This is a genomic window from Streptomyces sp. NPDC050548 (genome assembly GCF_044457385.1).
Taxonomy (GTDB): Bacteria; Actinomycetota; Actinomycetes; order Streptomycetales; family Streptomycetaceae; genus Streptomyces.
The window spans coordinates 155,235-169,980 of the sequence record NZ_JBITGV010000010.1 but is presented as its reverse complement, the minus strand read 5'-3'; the positions used below and the strand labels follow the sequence as shown (position 1 = coordinate 169,980).

At 70.0% G+C, this 14,746-nt stretch carries 10 protein-coding genes; 3 read left to right on the top strand and 7 right to left on the bottom strand.

From position 1 onward, the window contains the following. Positions 1-78 precede the first annotated feature (78 nt). Complete coding sequence (locus ACIBJH_RS27100) at positions 79-1,479, bottom strand: DUF2252 domain-containing protein (protein ID WP_399119465.1); 1,401 nt, start codon at positions 1,477-1,479, stop codon at positions 79-81. Beyond that, positions 1,476-1,703, bottom strand: a complete 228-nt coding sequence (locus ACIBJH_RS27095; protein ID WP_019070059.1) for a hypothetical protein — start codon at positions 1,701-1,703, stop codon at positions 1,476-1,478. The genes ACIBJH_RS27100 and ACIBJH_RS27095 overlap by 4 nt, the downstream gene beginning before the upstream one ends. A gap of 202 nt (positions 1,704-1,905) precedes the next feature. On the opposite strand from ACIBJH_RS27095, the gene ACIBJH_RS27090 reads away from it, so the two are divergent. Next, complete coding sequence (locus ACIBJH_RS27090) at positions 1,906-3,519, top strand: MFS transporter (RefSeq protein ID WP_399119464.1); 1,614 nt, start codon at positions 1,906-1,908, stop codon at positions 3,517-3,519. Positions 3,520-3,622: 103 nt separating this feature from the next. Here the strand turns inward: ACIBJH_RS27090 and ACIBJH_RS27085 are convergent, their stop codons facing one another. Further along, positions 3,623-6,043, bottom strand: coding sequence for a GH92 family glycosyl hydrolase (locus ACIBJH_RS27085; protein ID WP_399119463.1), 2,421 nt, complete (start codon positions 6,041-6,043; stop codon positions 3,623-3,625). A 361-nt stretch (positions 6,044-6,404) separates the two neighbouring features. Here ACIBJH_RS27085 and ACIBJH_RS27080 point away from each other — a divergent pair, with 361 nt between their 5' ends. After that, the gene (locus ACIBJH_RS27080; protein ID WP_399119462.1) at positions 6,405-7,622 is read left to right on the top strand and encodes a beta-1,3-glucanase family protein; all 1,218 of its coding nucleotides are present in this window, start codon (positions 6,405-6,407) and stop codon (positions 7,620-7,622) included. A 50-nt stretch (positions 7,623-7,672) separates the two neighbouring features. On the opposite strand, the gene ACIBJH_RS27075 is transcribed toward ACIBJH_RS27080, so the two are convergent. Then, entirely contained in the window at positions 7,673-9,208 is a 1,536-nt protein-coding gene (locus tag ACIBJH_RS27075; RefSeq protein ID WP_399119461.1) for a DUF4331 family protein, read from the bottom strand. A gap of 165 nt (positions 9,209-9,373) precedes the next feature. Between ACIBJH_RS27075 and ACIBJH_RS27070 the strand changes: the two genes are divergently transcribed. Then, positions 9,374-10,471, top strand: coding sequence for a PP2C family protein-serine/threonine phosphatase (locus ACIBJH_RS27070; RefSeq protein ID WP_399119644.1), 1,098 nt, complete (start codon positions 9,374-9,376; stop codon positions 10,469-10,471). Between the two features lie 3 nt (positions 10,472-10,474). Here ACIBJH_RS27070 and ACIBJH_RS27065 read toward each other — a convergent pair whose 3' ends face one another. The 3 genes from ACIBJH_RS27065 to ACIBJH_RS27055 form a co-directional block, all read right to left on the bottom strand. Then, positions 10,475-12,721, bottom strand: coding sequence for an MMPL family transporter (locus ACIBJH_RS27065; RefSeq protein ID WP_399119460.1), 2,247 nt, complete (start codon positions 12,719-12,721; stop codon positions 10,475-10,477). 94 nt (positions 12,722-12,815) lie between these two features. Further along, positions 12,816-13,256 (bottom strand): Lrp/AsnC family transcriptional regulator, encoded by a 441-nt coding sequence (locus ACIBJH_RS27060; RefSeq protein ID WP_317887292.1) that lies wholly within the window; start codon positions 13,254-13,256, stop codon positions 12,816-12,818. Positions 13,257-13,280: 24 nt separating this feature from the next. Next, entirely contained in the window at positions 13,281-14,630 is a 1,350-nt protein-coding gene (locus tag ACIBJH_RS27055; protein WP_399119459.1) for a transaminase, read from the bottom strand. Positions 14,631-14,746: the final 116 nt, after the last annotated feature.

The window sequence follows — 14,746 nt, the reverse complement described above, 5'->3', positions numbered from 1 at the left end:
TCGTTTCAGAGCCTCCACCCGGGCGGCCGGTCCGTCGTCACCCGGGAAGGGTGACCAGCGCGGAGGGGCGACCGGGACTCAGGCGGCCATGGCGGTGACCCGGTCGGCCCGCACGGCCTTGGCGAAGACCTCGTAGTCGCGCTCGTTCTGGTCGGCGTACGCCTCCGCGAACTCGACGATGGCGCGGTCGAAGGCACCGCCGGTGCCGAGGTAGGCGGCGATGGCGACCGGATCGCCCGAACGGGCGTGGGCGCGGGCCAGGGAGCCACCGCACAGGCCCGCGTAGAGGCGCAGCATGGCGGGCGTCATGGTCTCGGGCCGTGGTGTGCCCTTCCAGTCACGCAGCTGCCTGACGTAGAAGTCGCGCAGCCTGCCGTCCATGCCCGTCACACGCTCCCAGCCGAGGAAGATGTCGCTGTTCGCCTGCATGAGCCGCTGCCCGGCGACGACCCGCTTGCCCTGGTTGTCGTACCGGCTCGGGCCGCAGTACGGAGCGAGGACGGACTCTCCGGCCTCCTTGGCCTGGAGCAGCAGTGGATCGTCTTCGTCCCTGCCCACCATGAGGACGATCCAGCAACGGGTCCCCACACTGCCGACCCCCACCACCTTGCGTGCCACGTCGACCAGGCGGAAGCGTTCCAGCAGGTCCCGACGCTCGGTGGAGAGGCTGCGCCCGTAGGCGGCGATCAGCGCGCGCACAGGCCCTCCCAGCTCCTCGTACTCGGTGCCCGGACTCAGATCACCGAGCGGCGTGATGAGGGGTGGGTCGGCGACGATCCGGAGTTCGCCGTCGACCACGCCGGTGAGCTTGTCGAACGCCTGGAGGCTGTCCCGGGTACGGGCCTTCGCCAGGGCCCGGGAAGTACGTCGGCGTGCCTTCTTGCCCGGCAGCAGTACGTGAAGCCGGTCGGCGTCGTCCTGGGCGTACCACATGTCCAGCGTGCGCATGCCGGAGAACCGTCGCATCCGCTCCCGGTACGCCCGCACCGCCTCGGTGACGACAACGGCGCGCTGGTCGTCGTCCAGACCGTTGGCGCGGCCGGCGACGGCGAAGCTGGCGGTCAGCCGTTTGACGTCCCATTCGAAGGGGCCCGGCAGTGTCTCGTCGAAGTCGTTGATGTCGAAGACCAGGTGCCGTTCGGGCGAGGCGAACAGGCCGAAATTCAGCAGGTGGGCGTCGCCGCACAGCTGGGTCGTGATGCCCGTGTGAGGCGCCTGGCCGAGGTCGGCGGCCATGATCGCGGCGGCACCCCGGTAGAACCGGAAGGGCGACTCCACCATCCGGCCGTACCGGATGGGCAGCAGTTCGGGTACCCGGGTGACGGCCTGCTGCTCCAGAACGCCGACGGGATCGGGCCGCCGCTCGGCCGGGACGAACCCGGCGTGGCTCGACCGTGGTGCGGTCGAACGGGCCGCCCTGCCCCGCGCCACTCGCTCGGCCACGGTGAGGTGGCCGCTGACCTGGTGTGTCGTTGTCATCGCGTCCTCCCTGTCGCACGCGTCTCCACATCCGGCAGGCGGCGCATCTCGTCGACGCGCAGTCCCAGGTTCCGGAAACGCAGGAGCAGTCCGTACAGATGCGCCTCGTCCGTCACCGAGCCGGTGAAGACCGTCTGTTCGGAACCGGTCTCCGTCGCCAGCTCCGGGAACGCCTCGGCCAGTGCCATGGAGACGCGACCGTCGACACGGAACTCGTAACGCATGCCGGCACCACCCTCTCCCACCGCGCTGGGGACCCTCTTCCCCGCATGCTGCCCGCTGTACGGCCCCGCCGGATCACCCGCCCGAGGTGACTGCACGACTTTCCGCGGGCCCGGAGTCGGTGTCCGGCGGACCCACCGCCAACCGGTTGACCTCGGTGGCGGGTCGCGGTTCGATCGCCGCGATCGCTGCGACGATGCGCCCATGGCATCCCCGGAACACAGCGCTGGGAGTCCGGCGACCGCGCGACTGGTCCTGCTCACACTCTCGTCCGGCCAATTCCTGATGGCCCTCGACAGCTCCGTCATGAACGTCTCGATCGCGACGGTGGCCGACGACGTGAACACGACGGTGACGGGCATCCAGGGCGCGATCACCGCCTACACCCTCGTCATGGCGATGTTCATGATCCCGGGCGGCAAGGTCGGCGCGCTGATCGGCCACAAACGCGCGTTCATGATCGGCTGTGCCGTGTACGGGTGCGGCTCCCTCACCACGGCGCTGGCCCCGAACCTGCCGGTGCTCCTGTTCGGCTGGGCACTCCTGGAGGGCCTCGGGGCGGCGCTCATCCTGCCCGCGATCGTGGCGCTCGTCGCCGCCAACTTCGGTGTCGAACGCCGACCCGCCGCCTACGGACTCGTCACGGCCGCGGGAGCCGTGGCGATCGCCCTCGGGCCGCTCATCGGGGGCGTCGCGACCACGTACTTCTCCTGGCGCTGGGTGTTCGCCGGTGAAGTCGTGATCGTGCTCGGCATCCTAGCCCTCGGCCGCCGCATCGCCGACGCACCGGCCGAGAGCCACCCCCGCATCGATCTCGTCGGCGCGGCCCTCTCGGCCCTCGGACTCGGGGTCTTCGTCTACGGCGTACTCCGCTCGGACGAGTGGGGCTGGTTCCAGCCGAAGCCCGACGCACCCTCCTGGCTCGGGATCTCACTGGTCGTCTGGCTGATGCTGGCCGGGCTGATCCTGATCTGGCTGTTCCTGCGCTGGGAGGCGCGACTCGTGGAGCGGCGCAGGGAACCACTCGTGGACCCGGCGCTCCTGCGGAACCGGCAGCTCACCGGTGGGCTGACGATGTTCTTCTTCCAGTACCTCGTCCAGATGGGCGTGTTCTTCGTCGTACCTCTCTATCTGTCGGTGGCCCTCGGCCTGTCCGCGCTCAAGACCGGCGCACGCATCCTGCCGCTCTCGCTGACCCTGCTGGCCGCCGCGATCCTCATCCCGCGTTTCCTTCCGCATGTCTCACCGCGGCGGGTGGTGCGGCTCGGGATCCTGTCCCTGTTCGCCGGAGCGGTGGTCCTGATGGCCGCGCTCGACGCGGACGCGGGTGCGGAGGTCGTCACCGTCCCCCTCCTGCTGATCGGGCTCGGCATGGGCGCGCTGGCGTCCCAGCTGGGCTCGGTCACCGTGTCCGCGGTTCCGGACGAGCGGAGCGCGGAGGTCGGCGGCGTCCAGAACGCGGTCACCAACCTCGGCTCCTCGATCGGCACCGCGCTCGCGGGGTCGATCCTGATCGCCGCGCTGACGAGTTCCTTCATCAGCAGCATCGAGCAGAACCCGGATGTCCCGGAGCGCGTGAAGAGCACGGCGAGTGTCGAACTCCAAAGCGGCGTGCCCTTCCTGTCGGACGCCCAGCTCAAGGCGGCTCTCGACAAGGAGGGCACGAGCGCGGACGTCACGCAGGCGGCGCTCGACGCGAACGCCGACGCGAGACTCGACGGCCTGCGCGCCGCACTGGCGATCCTCGCCCTCACCTCGCTGCTCGCGATGTTCTTCACCCACCGGATCCCGACGACCCAGCCTCGTTCGAAGTCGTAACGGGCCCCCGGACACCCCTCCGGCGAGCCTCCTGCGGCCCCCGGACACCCCTCCGGCGAGCCTCCTGCGGCCGGCGGACGACGAGTCCGCCGGCCGGTGCGGTTCAGTTCGGGAGGCCCTCCGGATCGGTCGCCCAGGTCGTGTTCGGTTCGGTGGCCAGCCGGAAGTCCAGCCTGCCGCCCTTGAGGGTCAAGGCCGCGCCGGTCCATGAGCGGGTGGCGTCGCGGCCGTCGAGCCGTACGGCGTCGACGTACGGGTGGCTGTCGTCGGCGTCGGGCGCGGTGATGACGATGTCCGTGCGGCCCGGCCGGTCCAGGACCGCCTTCGGGAAGAGCGGTGCGCCGAGCAGCAGGTCGGCGCTGCCCGGGGTGCGCGGATAGATGCCCAGGGCGGAGAGGACGTACCAGGCGGACATGGTGCCGAGGTCGTCGTTGCCGGGCAGGCCCTTGGGGCCGGTGCCGTACGCGGTGTCGAGGATCTGGCGGACCGTTGCCTGGGTCTTCCAGGGCTGTCCGAGGGAGTTGTAGAGCCAAGGGGCGTGGATGTCGGGCTCGTTGGTGGGGTCGTAACGCAAGGCATCGCCGCCCCGGACCGACCATGCGCCGTCGGCCGTGTGGAAGAAGGCGTCGAGCCGGGTGGCGGCCGTCTCGCGTCCGCCCATCGCCTCGGCGAGGCCCCGCACGTCCTGCGGGACCATCCACACGTAGGCGGCGGCCGAGCCCTGGGCGAAGCCGAGGTCGCTCGCCGGGTTGAACGGGGTCACCCAGGCGCCGTCGAGATTGCGGGCCTGGATGTAGCCGGTGGCGGGGTTGAAGACATTGCGCCAGTACGCGCCTCGCGCTTCGAAGGCCTGCGCCTCATCCGACCGCCCCAGCAGTTCCGCCCACTGGGCGAGGGCGGAGTCGGCGACCGCGTCCTCCAGGGTCTCGGCGGCACCGCCCCAGCAGTGGCACGCGTTCTGGGCGGCGTAGTGGGAGGTCATGTACTGGGCGAGGTTGGGGCGTTGGCCCACGCACTGGCCGGGGCAGCCGGCGTCCGAGAGTTCGTCCGGCTTGGGCACGGTGGCCTGGTGGACCAGGGAGTCGAAGGCTCCCTGGTAGTCGAAGTTGCGTACGCCCATGGCGTAGAAGGTGGCCAGGGTCGCGGCGGACGGGTCGCCCGTCATGACGTGGGTGGCGCCGCTGATGTGCACCCAGCGGTCCCAGACTCCGCCGTTCTGCTGGGCGAAGTTGTAGAGCGACTGGGCGAAGTCGCCCGCGACGGTGGGCTCCAGGAGCGCGAGCAGTTGGATCTGGGCGCGGTACTGGTCCCAGCCGGAGAAGTTGCTGTACTGCGCCCGCTGACCGCGAGCCAGCCGGTGGACGGCCTGGTCCATGCCCCAGTAGCGGCCGTCGGTGTCACTGATCAGGTTGGGCTGCATGAGGGCGTGATAGAGCGCCGTGTAGAAGGTCTGGCGGCGGGCGGGGGTGCCGCCGTCGACGCGTACGGTGCTCAACTCGCGGTCCCACGCGCGGGCGCCCGCCTTGGCGACGTCGGCCACGCGCGCGTGCGGGGCGATTTCCTGGCGGAGGTTGGTCTCGGCTCCGGAGAGGCTGACGTAGGAGATGCCGATCCGCATGTGGACATCGTTGTCAGCCGCCGTGTCGAAGCCGACCCAGCCGCCGGAGCCGCGTCCCGCGCGGTCGGCGCCGGTGGCGTATCCCTCGCCTCCGGAGGCGGTCGTCGAACCGGGTGACACCGTGCTGTCGTGCCAGGTGCCGACCGAGGAGAAGGCACGGTCGAAGGAGGCGCTGAAGTAGAGCCGGTAGTAGCTCTTGCGGTTGTTGACACCGCCGTTGGCGCGGCGCCCGCAGAAGGCGCCGGTGAGGACCCAGCCGGTCACCTTGCGGTGGGCGGTGTCGATGTCGACGTGCGCGTCCGCGCTGCCGTTGAGGGAGTTGGAGACACGGAAGAGCAGGCTCGCGGGGCGGTCGGCGGGGAAGGTGAAGTCGGCGACTCCGGCGCGCTTGCTCACGGCCAGGTCGGCGGTGGCGCCGGAGGCGAGGCCGAGGGTGTAGCGGCCGGGAGCGGCCTTCTCGTCGGCGTGCGAGAAGGCAGACGCGTAGACGGCGTCCTTGGTGTCCGCCGACGGTGACGAGGTGACGTCGCCGACGAACGGCATGATCGGTACGTCACCGGCCGCGCCGGGGTTGCAACCGGCGCCGTTGACATGGGTGAGGCTCAGACCGCGGACGCGGGTGGCGCCGTACTCGTAGCCGTTGGCGGCTCCGGTGCTGGTCTGGTCGCCGGTGGTGCTGGTCGGGGACCAGGCGATCATGCCGCCCGGAAGGGTGGCGCCGGGGTAGGTGTTCCCGCCGTTGGACGAGCCGATCAGCGGGTCGACGAGGGAGGACAACTCGCCGGAGGTGCCGGTCGCCGCGGCGAGGGCGGGGAAGGGCGCGGCTGTGGCGAGCGTGGTCGTGACCGCCACGGCCGCGACTCCGATGCCGAACCGCCTTGCCGTGCCCAGTAGTTGATGAAGCATGCGTCAAGTCGCCTTTCGGGGAAGGGACATGGGGCCGAAGACACAGGCCTGAGAGACAGGGGGCGTCGCGAGGCTAGGTGGCCGCGCGAGGGGAGGGAAGAGGCACCCGGGTACGGGTGATGAAGTGCGGGTGAACGCTTCGCCGTGCGCTTAAGTGATCCTTAAGCACGGGTTAAGCAACCCATCTCACCTCGTTCCCGCAGGTCAGCGCGGTGACGGCTTGTCCACGACCCGTTGGCCGAGGCAGCGGTGGTGCGTAATATCAGGCCTCGGCGGCGGTGTCGACGCACGCTGTGAGAGCGCTCTCAAAGCGTCGGCACCGTCCGCTCCGCACGGCCCGACTCGCCCGGAGGCCCCCCACATGACTCCCCCGACTCCCCGCCATCAGCGCACGCTCGGCCGCCGCAAGCTCCTCTTCGCTCTCGGTGGAGCCGCGGTGGCCGCTCCCGCACTCGCCGCGCTGGCTCCGCACGCCCTCGCGGACACCAAGTCCATGGAGACGAACGCCGATCGGGCCGAGGCAGGCGGGCTTCCACTGACGCTGGTCAACAACAGTGGTTCGTTCGACAACGCGAACGTGCACGTCTACATCGTCGGCAACGTGGACGGCAAGCAGGTGCGGGTCGCCCCCGACGGGACACTCGCGCCGATAGCGCTCTCGGACAACGGTGCCGACGGCTTCACGGACTACGCGATCAGTCTCGACTCCGGTGCGGAGACCACGATTTCGCTGCCGTACCTGTCGGGCCGCATCTACGTCTCCCTCGGCGCGAAGCTCAAGTTCAAGGCCGTGGCGGACGGCGACGGCAACCCGGCGCTCCAGTACCCGGCCGGCTGGGTCAGCTCCGACCCCAACTACCAAGTCCTGCACGACTGCGCCGAGTTCACGCACAACGCGTCGGGCATGTTCTGCAACACGACGATGGTCGACATGTTCAGCGTGCCGTTGAGCATCCGGCTGACCGGCGCACAGGACCAGACGACGGGCACGCTGCGCGACGGCGGGCGGGCGTCGGTGTTCGCCGCGGTACGGCAGGTCGAGGCGTTCGCCCCGCTGGTCGTGGGAGACACCCGGGTCATCGCGCCGGGGCACGGACTGGACGCGGGCCTGTTCGCGGCGGACCACTTCGCGCCGTACATCGACGAGGTGTGGAGCACCTACACCGGCAAGGACCTCACCGTCACCACCAATGCCGGCGCCTTCACCGGGCAGGTGCGCGCCGACCGGTTCGCCTTCACCGGCCCCGCCTCGGTCTCCTTCGCGAAGCCGTCGACCCGGGACGTGCTGTTCTGCGACGGCAACCTCGCCGCCCCGAACGACGGCACCACCGGCCCGGTCGCGGCCGTCCTCGGCGCGGGCTTCAACCGCTCCACGCTCCTGTCGAACTCCGCCCAACCGACCACCGTTGCCTCGGAGTTCTACCGCACCGACCTCACGAACCACTACGCGAAGGCGGTGCACGCGGCCACCGCCGACGGCCGGGCCTACGGCTTCGCCTTCGACGACGTGGCGGACTTCGCGTCGTACGTGCAGGACACGGCACCGACGGGGATGCGGCTGACACTCACGCCGTTCTGAAGCCGGAGAGGGCGGGAGCGCGGCCCTCGCCCTCTCCCGTTCCGTGCCGCTCAGCTGGGCCGTTGCATGCGCCGGCGCCACCACACCAGGCCCGCGCCGATCAGCAGGATGCCCGCCGCGCCCGAGCCCACCGACGCGGCGATCAGGCCGGTGTTGCTCGTGCCGTCGGCCGAGCCGGTCGGCTGCAGGGCGTTGCCCACCTGGTCGCGGACGCTGTTGCCACCGGCCGTGCCCTTCGCGAGGGGGCCTCGCGAACCGGCGACGGGCTGGGCCAGGTAGGGGAAGGAGTCGCCGAACTTCTGGTCGTTGGTGTCGACCGCGTCCCCCAAGTCGTTCTTGGCGCCGACCAGTTCGCCCTCGACGACCTGGAGCGAGATGTCCACGACGTCGTCGGTGAGCCGGCGCCCGTTCGGGAAGCCCGCGTTGTCGCCGTCGAGGACACCGAGCCGTTTCGGCGCGGCGGTCGGCTTGATCGAGGTGTTCAGGCGCAGCATCTCGGCCGGTCGTACGCCGGGCGGCTGGTTGAGGCCTTTGACACCCTTGAGGAAGACGTCGACGAGGTCGTTGCGCGGTTCCGCGGGTGCCTTGATCTTGTAGATGGCCTCCATGAGCTTCGGCAGTTCCGGGTTGGTCACGTTCTTCAGGAACTGGGCGTCGTTCCAAGGCGAGGACGCGTTGAACTTGTCCTTGTCCTTCAGTGGGTTGACGACCTCGTTGACCAGCGGGTTGCCGAGCCGTGAGACCTGCTCGAAGTCCCCCTGGGCGTTCTTGCGTTGGGTGGTCGACCAGATGCCGACGACCGGCTGCCGCTTCGACTCGGTGATCATGTCGGTGGGCAGTTGCAGGGCGATGGAATTGACGTTGTAGCCCTTGAGGGTGTCGTTGCCGACCTCGGAGAGGTTGCCGCCGTAGAGGAGGTCGAAGACGCGCAGGTCCAGGAAGAACGGGTCGTCCGCCTGGCCTGCGAACGTCCGCCCTCCGTGGGCGAGTTGACGGACCGCTTGTTGACGCAGCGTGCCGTAGTCGGGCATCGACGCCTTGCCGACGTTCGACGGGGCCACCGGTAGGTCGTCGGCGAGCTTCGTCTTCGAGACGAGGCTCTGGTTGTGCAGCTTGAGCAGGTCGATGTCGTAGGTCTGGGTGACGTTCAGGTCCGGGTCGTCGAGGCTGGTGACCGGGCCCGTGTTGTACAGGAACGTCTTCTTGTTCTTCGTGTGCGTCTTGAAGGTGTAGCGCAGCAGCAACTCACCTTGCGCGTCACCGTTGTTGTCGATGTGGATGTCGTACTGGGCGTCGTCCGCGAACGTGTAGAAGTTCGGGCCGCCCGCCGGGTCCTCGAACGGGATCCAGTTCGCGATGATCGTCGTCGTCGCCGGATCGTCCGGACTGACGAAGGCGTACGCGTCCGTGTTGTCGTACTTGGGGTGCCCCGAGATCAGCGGGGCCTCCCGGTGACTGGAGGCGGAAGCCGCCCCCGGTTCCAGCGTGGTCATGCCGGCGGCTGCGAGTCCCCCGGCGGCCAGCGCACCTGCTACGAGGGTCGCGAGGCTCCTGCGCCGCGCACCGCTCCTGGCGATTGGTGTCATACCGTCCGTCCTCCGTGCCAACTTCCCTGACGTTCGAGGATTCGGAACGGCCACCCCTTGCGGATTGGTGAATATGGACCGATCTGACGGATCTTTCAGTTGATCTGTCGATTTGGCGCTCGGCGTGCGGGGCCGGTCCCGTCGTAGGAGCGTGGTGGTGTGGGAATGGTGCGGGGTCTCGTGTCCCGCCGGAACCGGGAGCCGACCCGGCGCGGCTGGCTGCGGGGCGCGCCCGCTCCCCTGTGGGTGCGGGTGCTGCCGGCCGTGCTGGTCGTCGGGGTGGGCGTGGCGACGCTGGTGGGTCCGAACCGGTTGGACATCGGCTTTGTGCTGGGTGCGATTCCGCCGCTGGCCGGTCTGTCGTACGGCCCGGTGGCCACCGTGCTCTACGGTGGCCTCACCGTCACGCTGCTGACTGTTCCGGCCTTCCACCTCAACGATCCGGGCAACACTGACCTGCTGACCATCTGCTTCGTCGCCTTGCTGAGCGTGTTCGTCTCGTTCGTACGGAGTCGGCGCGACGCCCAGCTCGATCTGGAGCGTGCGGTCGCCGAGGCCGCGCAGCGGGCCGTCGTGCCGCCGTTGCCGGAGCGGGTGGGGCGGGTGCGGTGTGCGGGGCTGTACCGGGCGGCGCAGCGCGGGACGCTGGTCGGGGGTGACTTCTTCGACGTGCGGGACGGGCCGTTCGGGGTGCGGGCGGTGATGGGGGATGTCCAGGGGCACGGGCTGTCGGCCGTGGCGACGGTGGCTTCGCTGCTCGGCGCGTTCCGGGAGGCGGTGCTCGACCGGCCGGAGCTGGAGTCGGTGGCGGCGCGGCTCGACCGCAGGTTCGTGGTGGACTCCGCGCGGTCGCCGCACGCGGAGTTGTTCGCCACGGCCGTACTGCTGGAGTTCTCGGGGGACGCGCGGGCGGTGCGGATCGTGGCCTGCGGGCATCCGGCTCCGGTGGTGCTGCGCGAGGGGCGGGTCGTGGAGATCGACATCGTGCCGTGGACGCCGCTCGGTCTCGGTCTGGCCGACTCGGGTCCGCTCGGTGCGGTCACCGTGCCGCTGCTGCCCGGGGACCGGCTGTTCCTGGCGTCCGACGGGGTGTGGGAGGCACGGGACGCCTCCGGTGCCTTCTATCCGTTCACCGGGCGGCTGGCGGCGCTCGCCGACGGCGACCCGGCCGATCTGGCGGAGCGGGTGTGGGCCGATGTGCTGCGGCACTCGGAGGAGATCCGGGACGACGTCACCATGCTCGTCCTGACGCCCGAGGGCTGATGCTCACGCCCCCTCGTGCTCACCCTCGGCGTCGATGTGCGGCAGGATCCGGTCCAGGAACCGGGGTGTCCACCAGGCGTGCCGGCCCAGCAGGGTCATGACGGCGGGCACCATCAGCAGGCGTACGACCGTGGCGTCGATGAGCACGCTGACGGCCAGGCCGAGGCCGAGCATCTTGACCACGATGTTGTCGCTGAGGACGAAGGCCGCGAAGACGCTCACCATGATCAGGGCGGCGCAGGTGATGACGCGCGCGGTGATCTCCAGGGCGTGCGCGACGGACGCCTCGGCGTCGCCGGTGCGCAGCCAGGCCTCGTGGACGCGGGAGAGCAGGAAGATCTCGTAGTCCATGCTCAGGCCGAAGATGATCGCGAACATCATCATCGGGACGTAGCTCTCGATGGGGACCTTGCCGGAGACGCCCAACGACGGGCCGCCCCAGCCCCATTGGAAGACGGCGACGACGACGCCGTAGGAGGCCGCGATCGAGAGGACGTTGAGGACGGCGGCCTTGAGGGCGACGAGGAGGCCGCGGAAGACGGCCAGGATGATCAGGAAGGCCAGGGCGACGACCACGCCGATGATCAGGGGCAGCCGGCTCGACACGATGTCGCGGAAGTCGACCTGGGCGGCCGTGGTGCCGGTGACGTAGCCCTTGGCGGAGGTGCCGGAGACCGCGTCCGGGAGGGTGTCGTGGACGAGCCGGTTGGTGAGGTCGGTGGTGCTCGCGCTCTGCGGGGACTGCTTGGAGTAGACGGTGCCGACCAGGACGTCGCCGTCCTTGGTGGTCGTCAGCGGGGTGACCTTGGCGGCGCCCTGTACCCCGTCGAGGGTCTTCTGCGCCTGGGTGGTGAGGTTCTGGCGCTGGGAGGACGGGACCGACGTCTGGTCGATGACGACGGTGAGGGGGCCGTTCGAGCCGGGTCCGAAGGCGTCGGTCATCAGGTCGTAGGCGCGGCGGTCGGTGAACGAGGTGGGGTCGGCGCCGTCGCCGATATGCCCGAGCTGGATCGAGAAGACCGGGATGGCGAGGACGACCACGGTCGCGATGCCCGCCGCGAGGAAGGTCCACGGCCGGTGTTCCACGCGCTGGGCGTAGCGGTGCCAGGTGCCCGTGGGTTCGGCGCCCGGTTCGGCGTCCGTCTCGGCGACCGGGCGGCGCACCCGGTAGCGGTCGATCCGCTTGCCGATCAGCCCGAGCAGGGCGGGCACGAGAGTGAGCGCGCCGACGACCGCCGACACGACCGTCACGGCGGCGGCGAGTCCGAGTTTGCCGATGAAGGGCACGCCGGAGACGAAGAGTCCGGCGAGCGCGATGATCACGGTGCAGCCGGAGACGAGGACGGCCCGGCCGCTGGTGGCGGTGGCCTGTCCGGCGGCGCGCACGGGATCGCTGCCGTTCATGAGGTTCTGCCGGTGACGGGTGATCAGGAAGAGGGCGTAGTCGATGCCGACGCCGATGCCGATCATCGTCGCGAGGGTCGGGGAGACCGTCGCGAAGGTGAACGCCGCGGCCAGCAGTCCGAGGCAGGCGAGTCCGCCGATCACACTGATCAGCGCGGTCACCAGAGGCATCGCGGCGGCGATCACACTGCCGAAGCCGATCAGCAGGACGACGATCGCCACGGCGAACCCGATGAGTTCGCTGACCCGGTCGTCGGCTGCGGGCCGGGCGAGTTCGCCGAGCGGTCCGCCGTACTCGACCTGGGCGCCGGCTGCGCGCAGCGGCTTGACGGAGTTGTCGACGCCGTGGAGGTAGCCGTCACCGAGAGTGGACGGCTGGACGTCGAAGCGGATGGTGATGTAGCCGGTCTTCGCGTCGGACGACAGGGGTCCCACGTTCGGACCGGTCGACGTCGGCGGTTGTGTTCCGGGCTGGGGCAGCGGGTTCTGGACCGACAGGACGTGCGGGAGTTTCTGCAGGTCGCCGACCGTCTCGGACATCTGCGAGCTCAGCGAGGTGAGCTGTTTGTCCTTGTCGTGGAGGACGATCTGGCTGCCGTAGCCGCCGGCCGCCGGGTCGTGTTCCTTCAGGACCTGCTGGCCGTGGTGGGACTGTACGTCGTTGAGCGAGAAGTCGTCCGAATAGTCGCCCCCGAAGGACCTGTTGAGGACCTGGAGTGCGGCCAGCGCGACGAGCCACGCGACGATGACGATCACGAAGTGCCGGGCGCACCACTCCCCCAGCCGCCGCAGCACCCCCTTGGCTTTGGTCCCGCTGCCCCCTGCACTGGATTCCGTGGGCGCCATGACCTCGGCCTTTTCCGCCAGGGGACATTTCCGACATCCCCATTAGACGCCCACGGGATCACTCCGGCATCTCGGGCCCGTGTTCAGAGGGCGGTCATCCCACGTCCCACAGGAACCGGTGGGTGTGGATGCCGAAGTAGGGGAACGACTGCACGCTCCTGACCCCTTCGACCGGCCGCACCACGTCGTTGACGAAGTCCAGCAGGTCGCGTGGTCCCGGGGTGACCACTTCCGCGAACAGGTCGAAGCCGCCGGAGGTGAGCACGGAGTACACCACCTCGTCGCGCAGGGCGAGTTCGTCCGCGACCGTACGCGGGTCGCCGTCCACCTCGATGCCGAGCATGGCCATGGCCTGGCCGCCCATGGCCATCGGGTCGGTCACCCCGACGACCTGAACGGCCTTGGAATCCAGGAGGCGTTGGAGCCGCTGCCGGGCCGCCGACGCCGACAGACCGACCTTCGGTCCGAGGTCGGCGTAGGCGATACGTCCGTCGGTCTGCAGCTCGCGCAAGATGGCCCGGTCGATGTCGTCCACGTGCCTGTTCTCCAACTCCCTGTGTCAGACGGCAAGTTCGGCGAGCGCGTCGGCGAAGACCCGGGTGTGGGTGTCGACGTCCTGCTCGGTGGTGTCGGGGCACATCAGCGCCATGCTGTGGAACGGGGTGAGCAGGATGCCCCGGTTGGCGAGGTAGAGGTGCAGGAAGTCCTCCAACTCCGGGTCGCCCGCCGCCTCGGACTCGGTGCCGGTGCGCGGCGCCGGAGAGGCGAAGCGGTACTCGCTGCGGGCGCCGAGGCGGCTCACCGTCCAGGGCAGCGCGTGGGCGTCGATTCCCTCCTGCACACCTGCCGCGAAACGTTCGGACAACTTCGCCATGTGGGCGAACGCCTCGTCGGTCAGGACGTGTTCGAGCGTGGCGCGCATCGCGGCGACGGAGAGCGCGTTGCCCGCGAGGGTGCCGCCGACCCCGCCCATGTCGACCAGGTCCAGATCGGCGCGGCCGAGCAACCGGTCGGCGAGTTCGACGGAGAGGCCGTAGGCACCGGCCGGGATGCCGCCGCCGATCGCCTTGCCGATGGTGAGCAGATCGGGTTCGAGGTCCCAGGCCGCGGTGCAGCCGCCCGGTCCCGCGGAGAAGGTGTGGGTCTCGTCGATGATGAGCAACGTACCGTGGCGCGCGGTGAGTTCGCGTACGGCGCCCAGGTAGCCGGGCTCGGGCAGCACGATGCCGATGTTGGTGAGCGCGGGCTCCATGAGGACGGCTGCGACATCGCCGTGCGCCAACTCCCGTTCCAGCTGGGCGGGATCGTTGAACTCGGCGACGCGGCTGGTGAGCGTGACGTCGCAGGGGGCGCCGACGTTGCCGGGGCGGGCCTGACCCCGACCGTCCGGCCCGACGACGATGAGCGACTCGTCGACGCTGCCGTGGTAGCTGTAGCTGTTCACCAGGATCTTGGGGCGGTCGGTGACGGCCCGGGCGAGCCGGATCGCCCAGCGGTTGGCGTCGGTCGCGGTCAGCGAGAAGCTCCAGCGGGCGAGCCCGAAGCGGCGGGTGAGTTCCGCGCCGACCCACTCGGCGTCCTCCGTGGGCAGCATCGCCGTGGCGCCGCCCTGTTCGGCGAACCGGCGCCGCACCGCCTCCGCGACCACGGCGGGCGAGTGGCCGGCCATGGCTCCGGTGTCGCCGAGGCCGAAGTCGATGTACTCGTGGCCGTCGATGTCGGTGACGCGGGCGCCCCGGGCGGTGTCGAGGTAGCGGGGGAAGGCTCCGGCGGTCTTGTTCATCCAGGTCATCGGCACCCGCCCGAAGAGATGCTCGGCACGGGCGTAGGCGGCCTTCGAGCGCGGATTGCGCCGCTCGGCCTCGGCGCTCTCCCGGGCGAGCAGGTCCTGGAGGCGAGTGCGGTCCATGGGGTACCCCGGTGGTGTCGGCGACGGAATGTCCGGACGATACGACTGAAAGTATCGCAAGGGCAAGAGTCTGCCGCGGAATCTGCTGTTGCGACGATCGATTCGTGCGCGCGTCC

Coding starts and splice junctions, on each gene's coding strand:
- ACIBJH_RS27100 (WP_399119465.1), bottom strand. CDS start 1,479: ATGACAACGACACACCAGGTCAGCGGCCACCTCACCGTGGCCGAGCGA.
- ACIBJH_RS27095 (WP_019070059.1), bottom strand. CDS start 1,703: ATGCGTTACGAGTTCCGTGTCGACGGTCGCGTCTCCATGGCACTGGCC.
- ACIBJH_RS27070 (WP_399119644.1), top strand. CDS start 9,374: ATGGTGCGGGGTCTCGTGTCCCGCCGGAACCGGGAGCCGACCCGGCGC.
- ACIBJH_RS27090 (WP_399119464.1), top strand. CDS start 1,906: ATGGCATCCCCGGAACACAGCGCTGGGAGTCCGGCGACCGCGCGACTG.
- ACIBJH_RS27085 (WP_399119463.1), bottom strand. CDS start 6,043: ATGCTTCATCAACTACTGGGCACGGCAAGGCGGTTCGGCATCGGAGTC.
- ACIBJH_RS27075 (WP_399119461.1), bottom strand. CDS start 9,208: ATGACACCAATCGCCAGGAGCGGTGCGCGGCGCAGGAGCCTCGCGACC.
- ACIBJH_RS27065 (WP_399119460.1), bottom strand. CDS start 12,721: ATGGCGCCCACGGAATCCAGTGCAGGGGGCAGCGGGACCAAAGCCAAG.
- ACIBJH_RS27055 (WP_399119459.1), bottom strand. CDS start 14,630: ATGGACCGCACTCGCCTCCAGGACCTGCTCGCCCGGGAGAGCGCCGAG.
- ACIBJH_RS27080 (WP_399119462.1), top strand. CDS start 6,405: ATGACTCCCCCGACTCCCCGCCATCAGCGCACGCTCGGCCGCCGCAAG.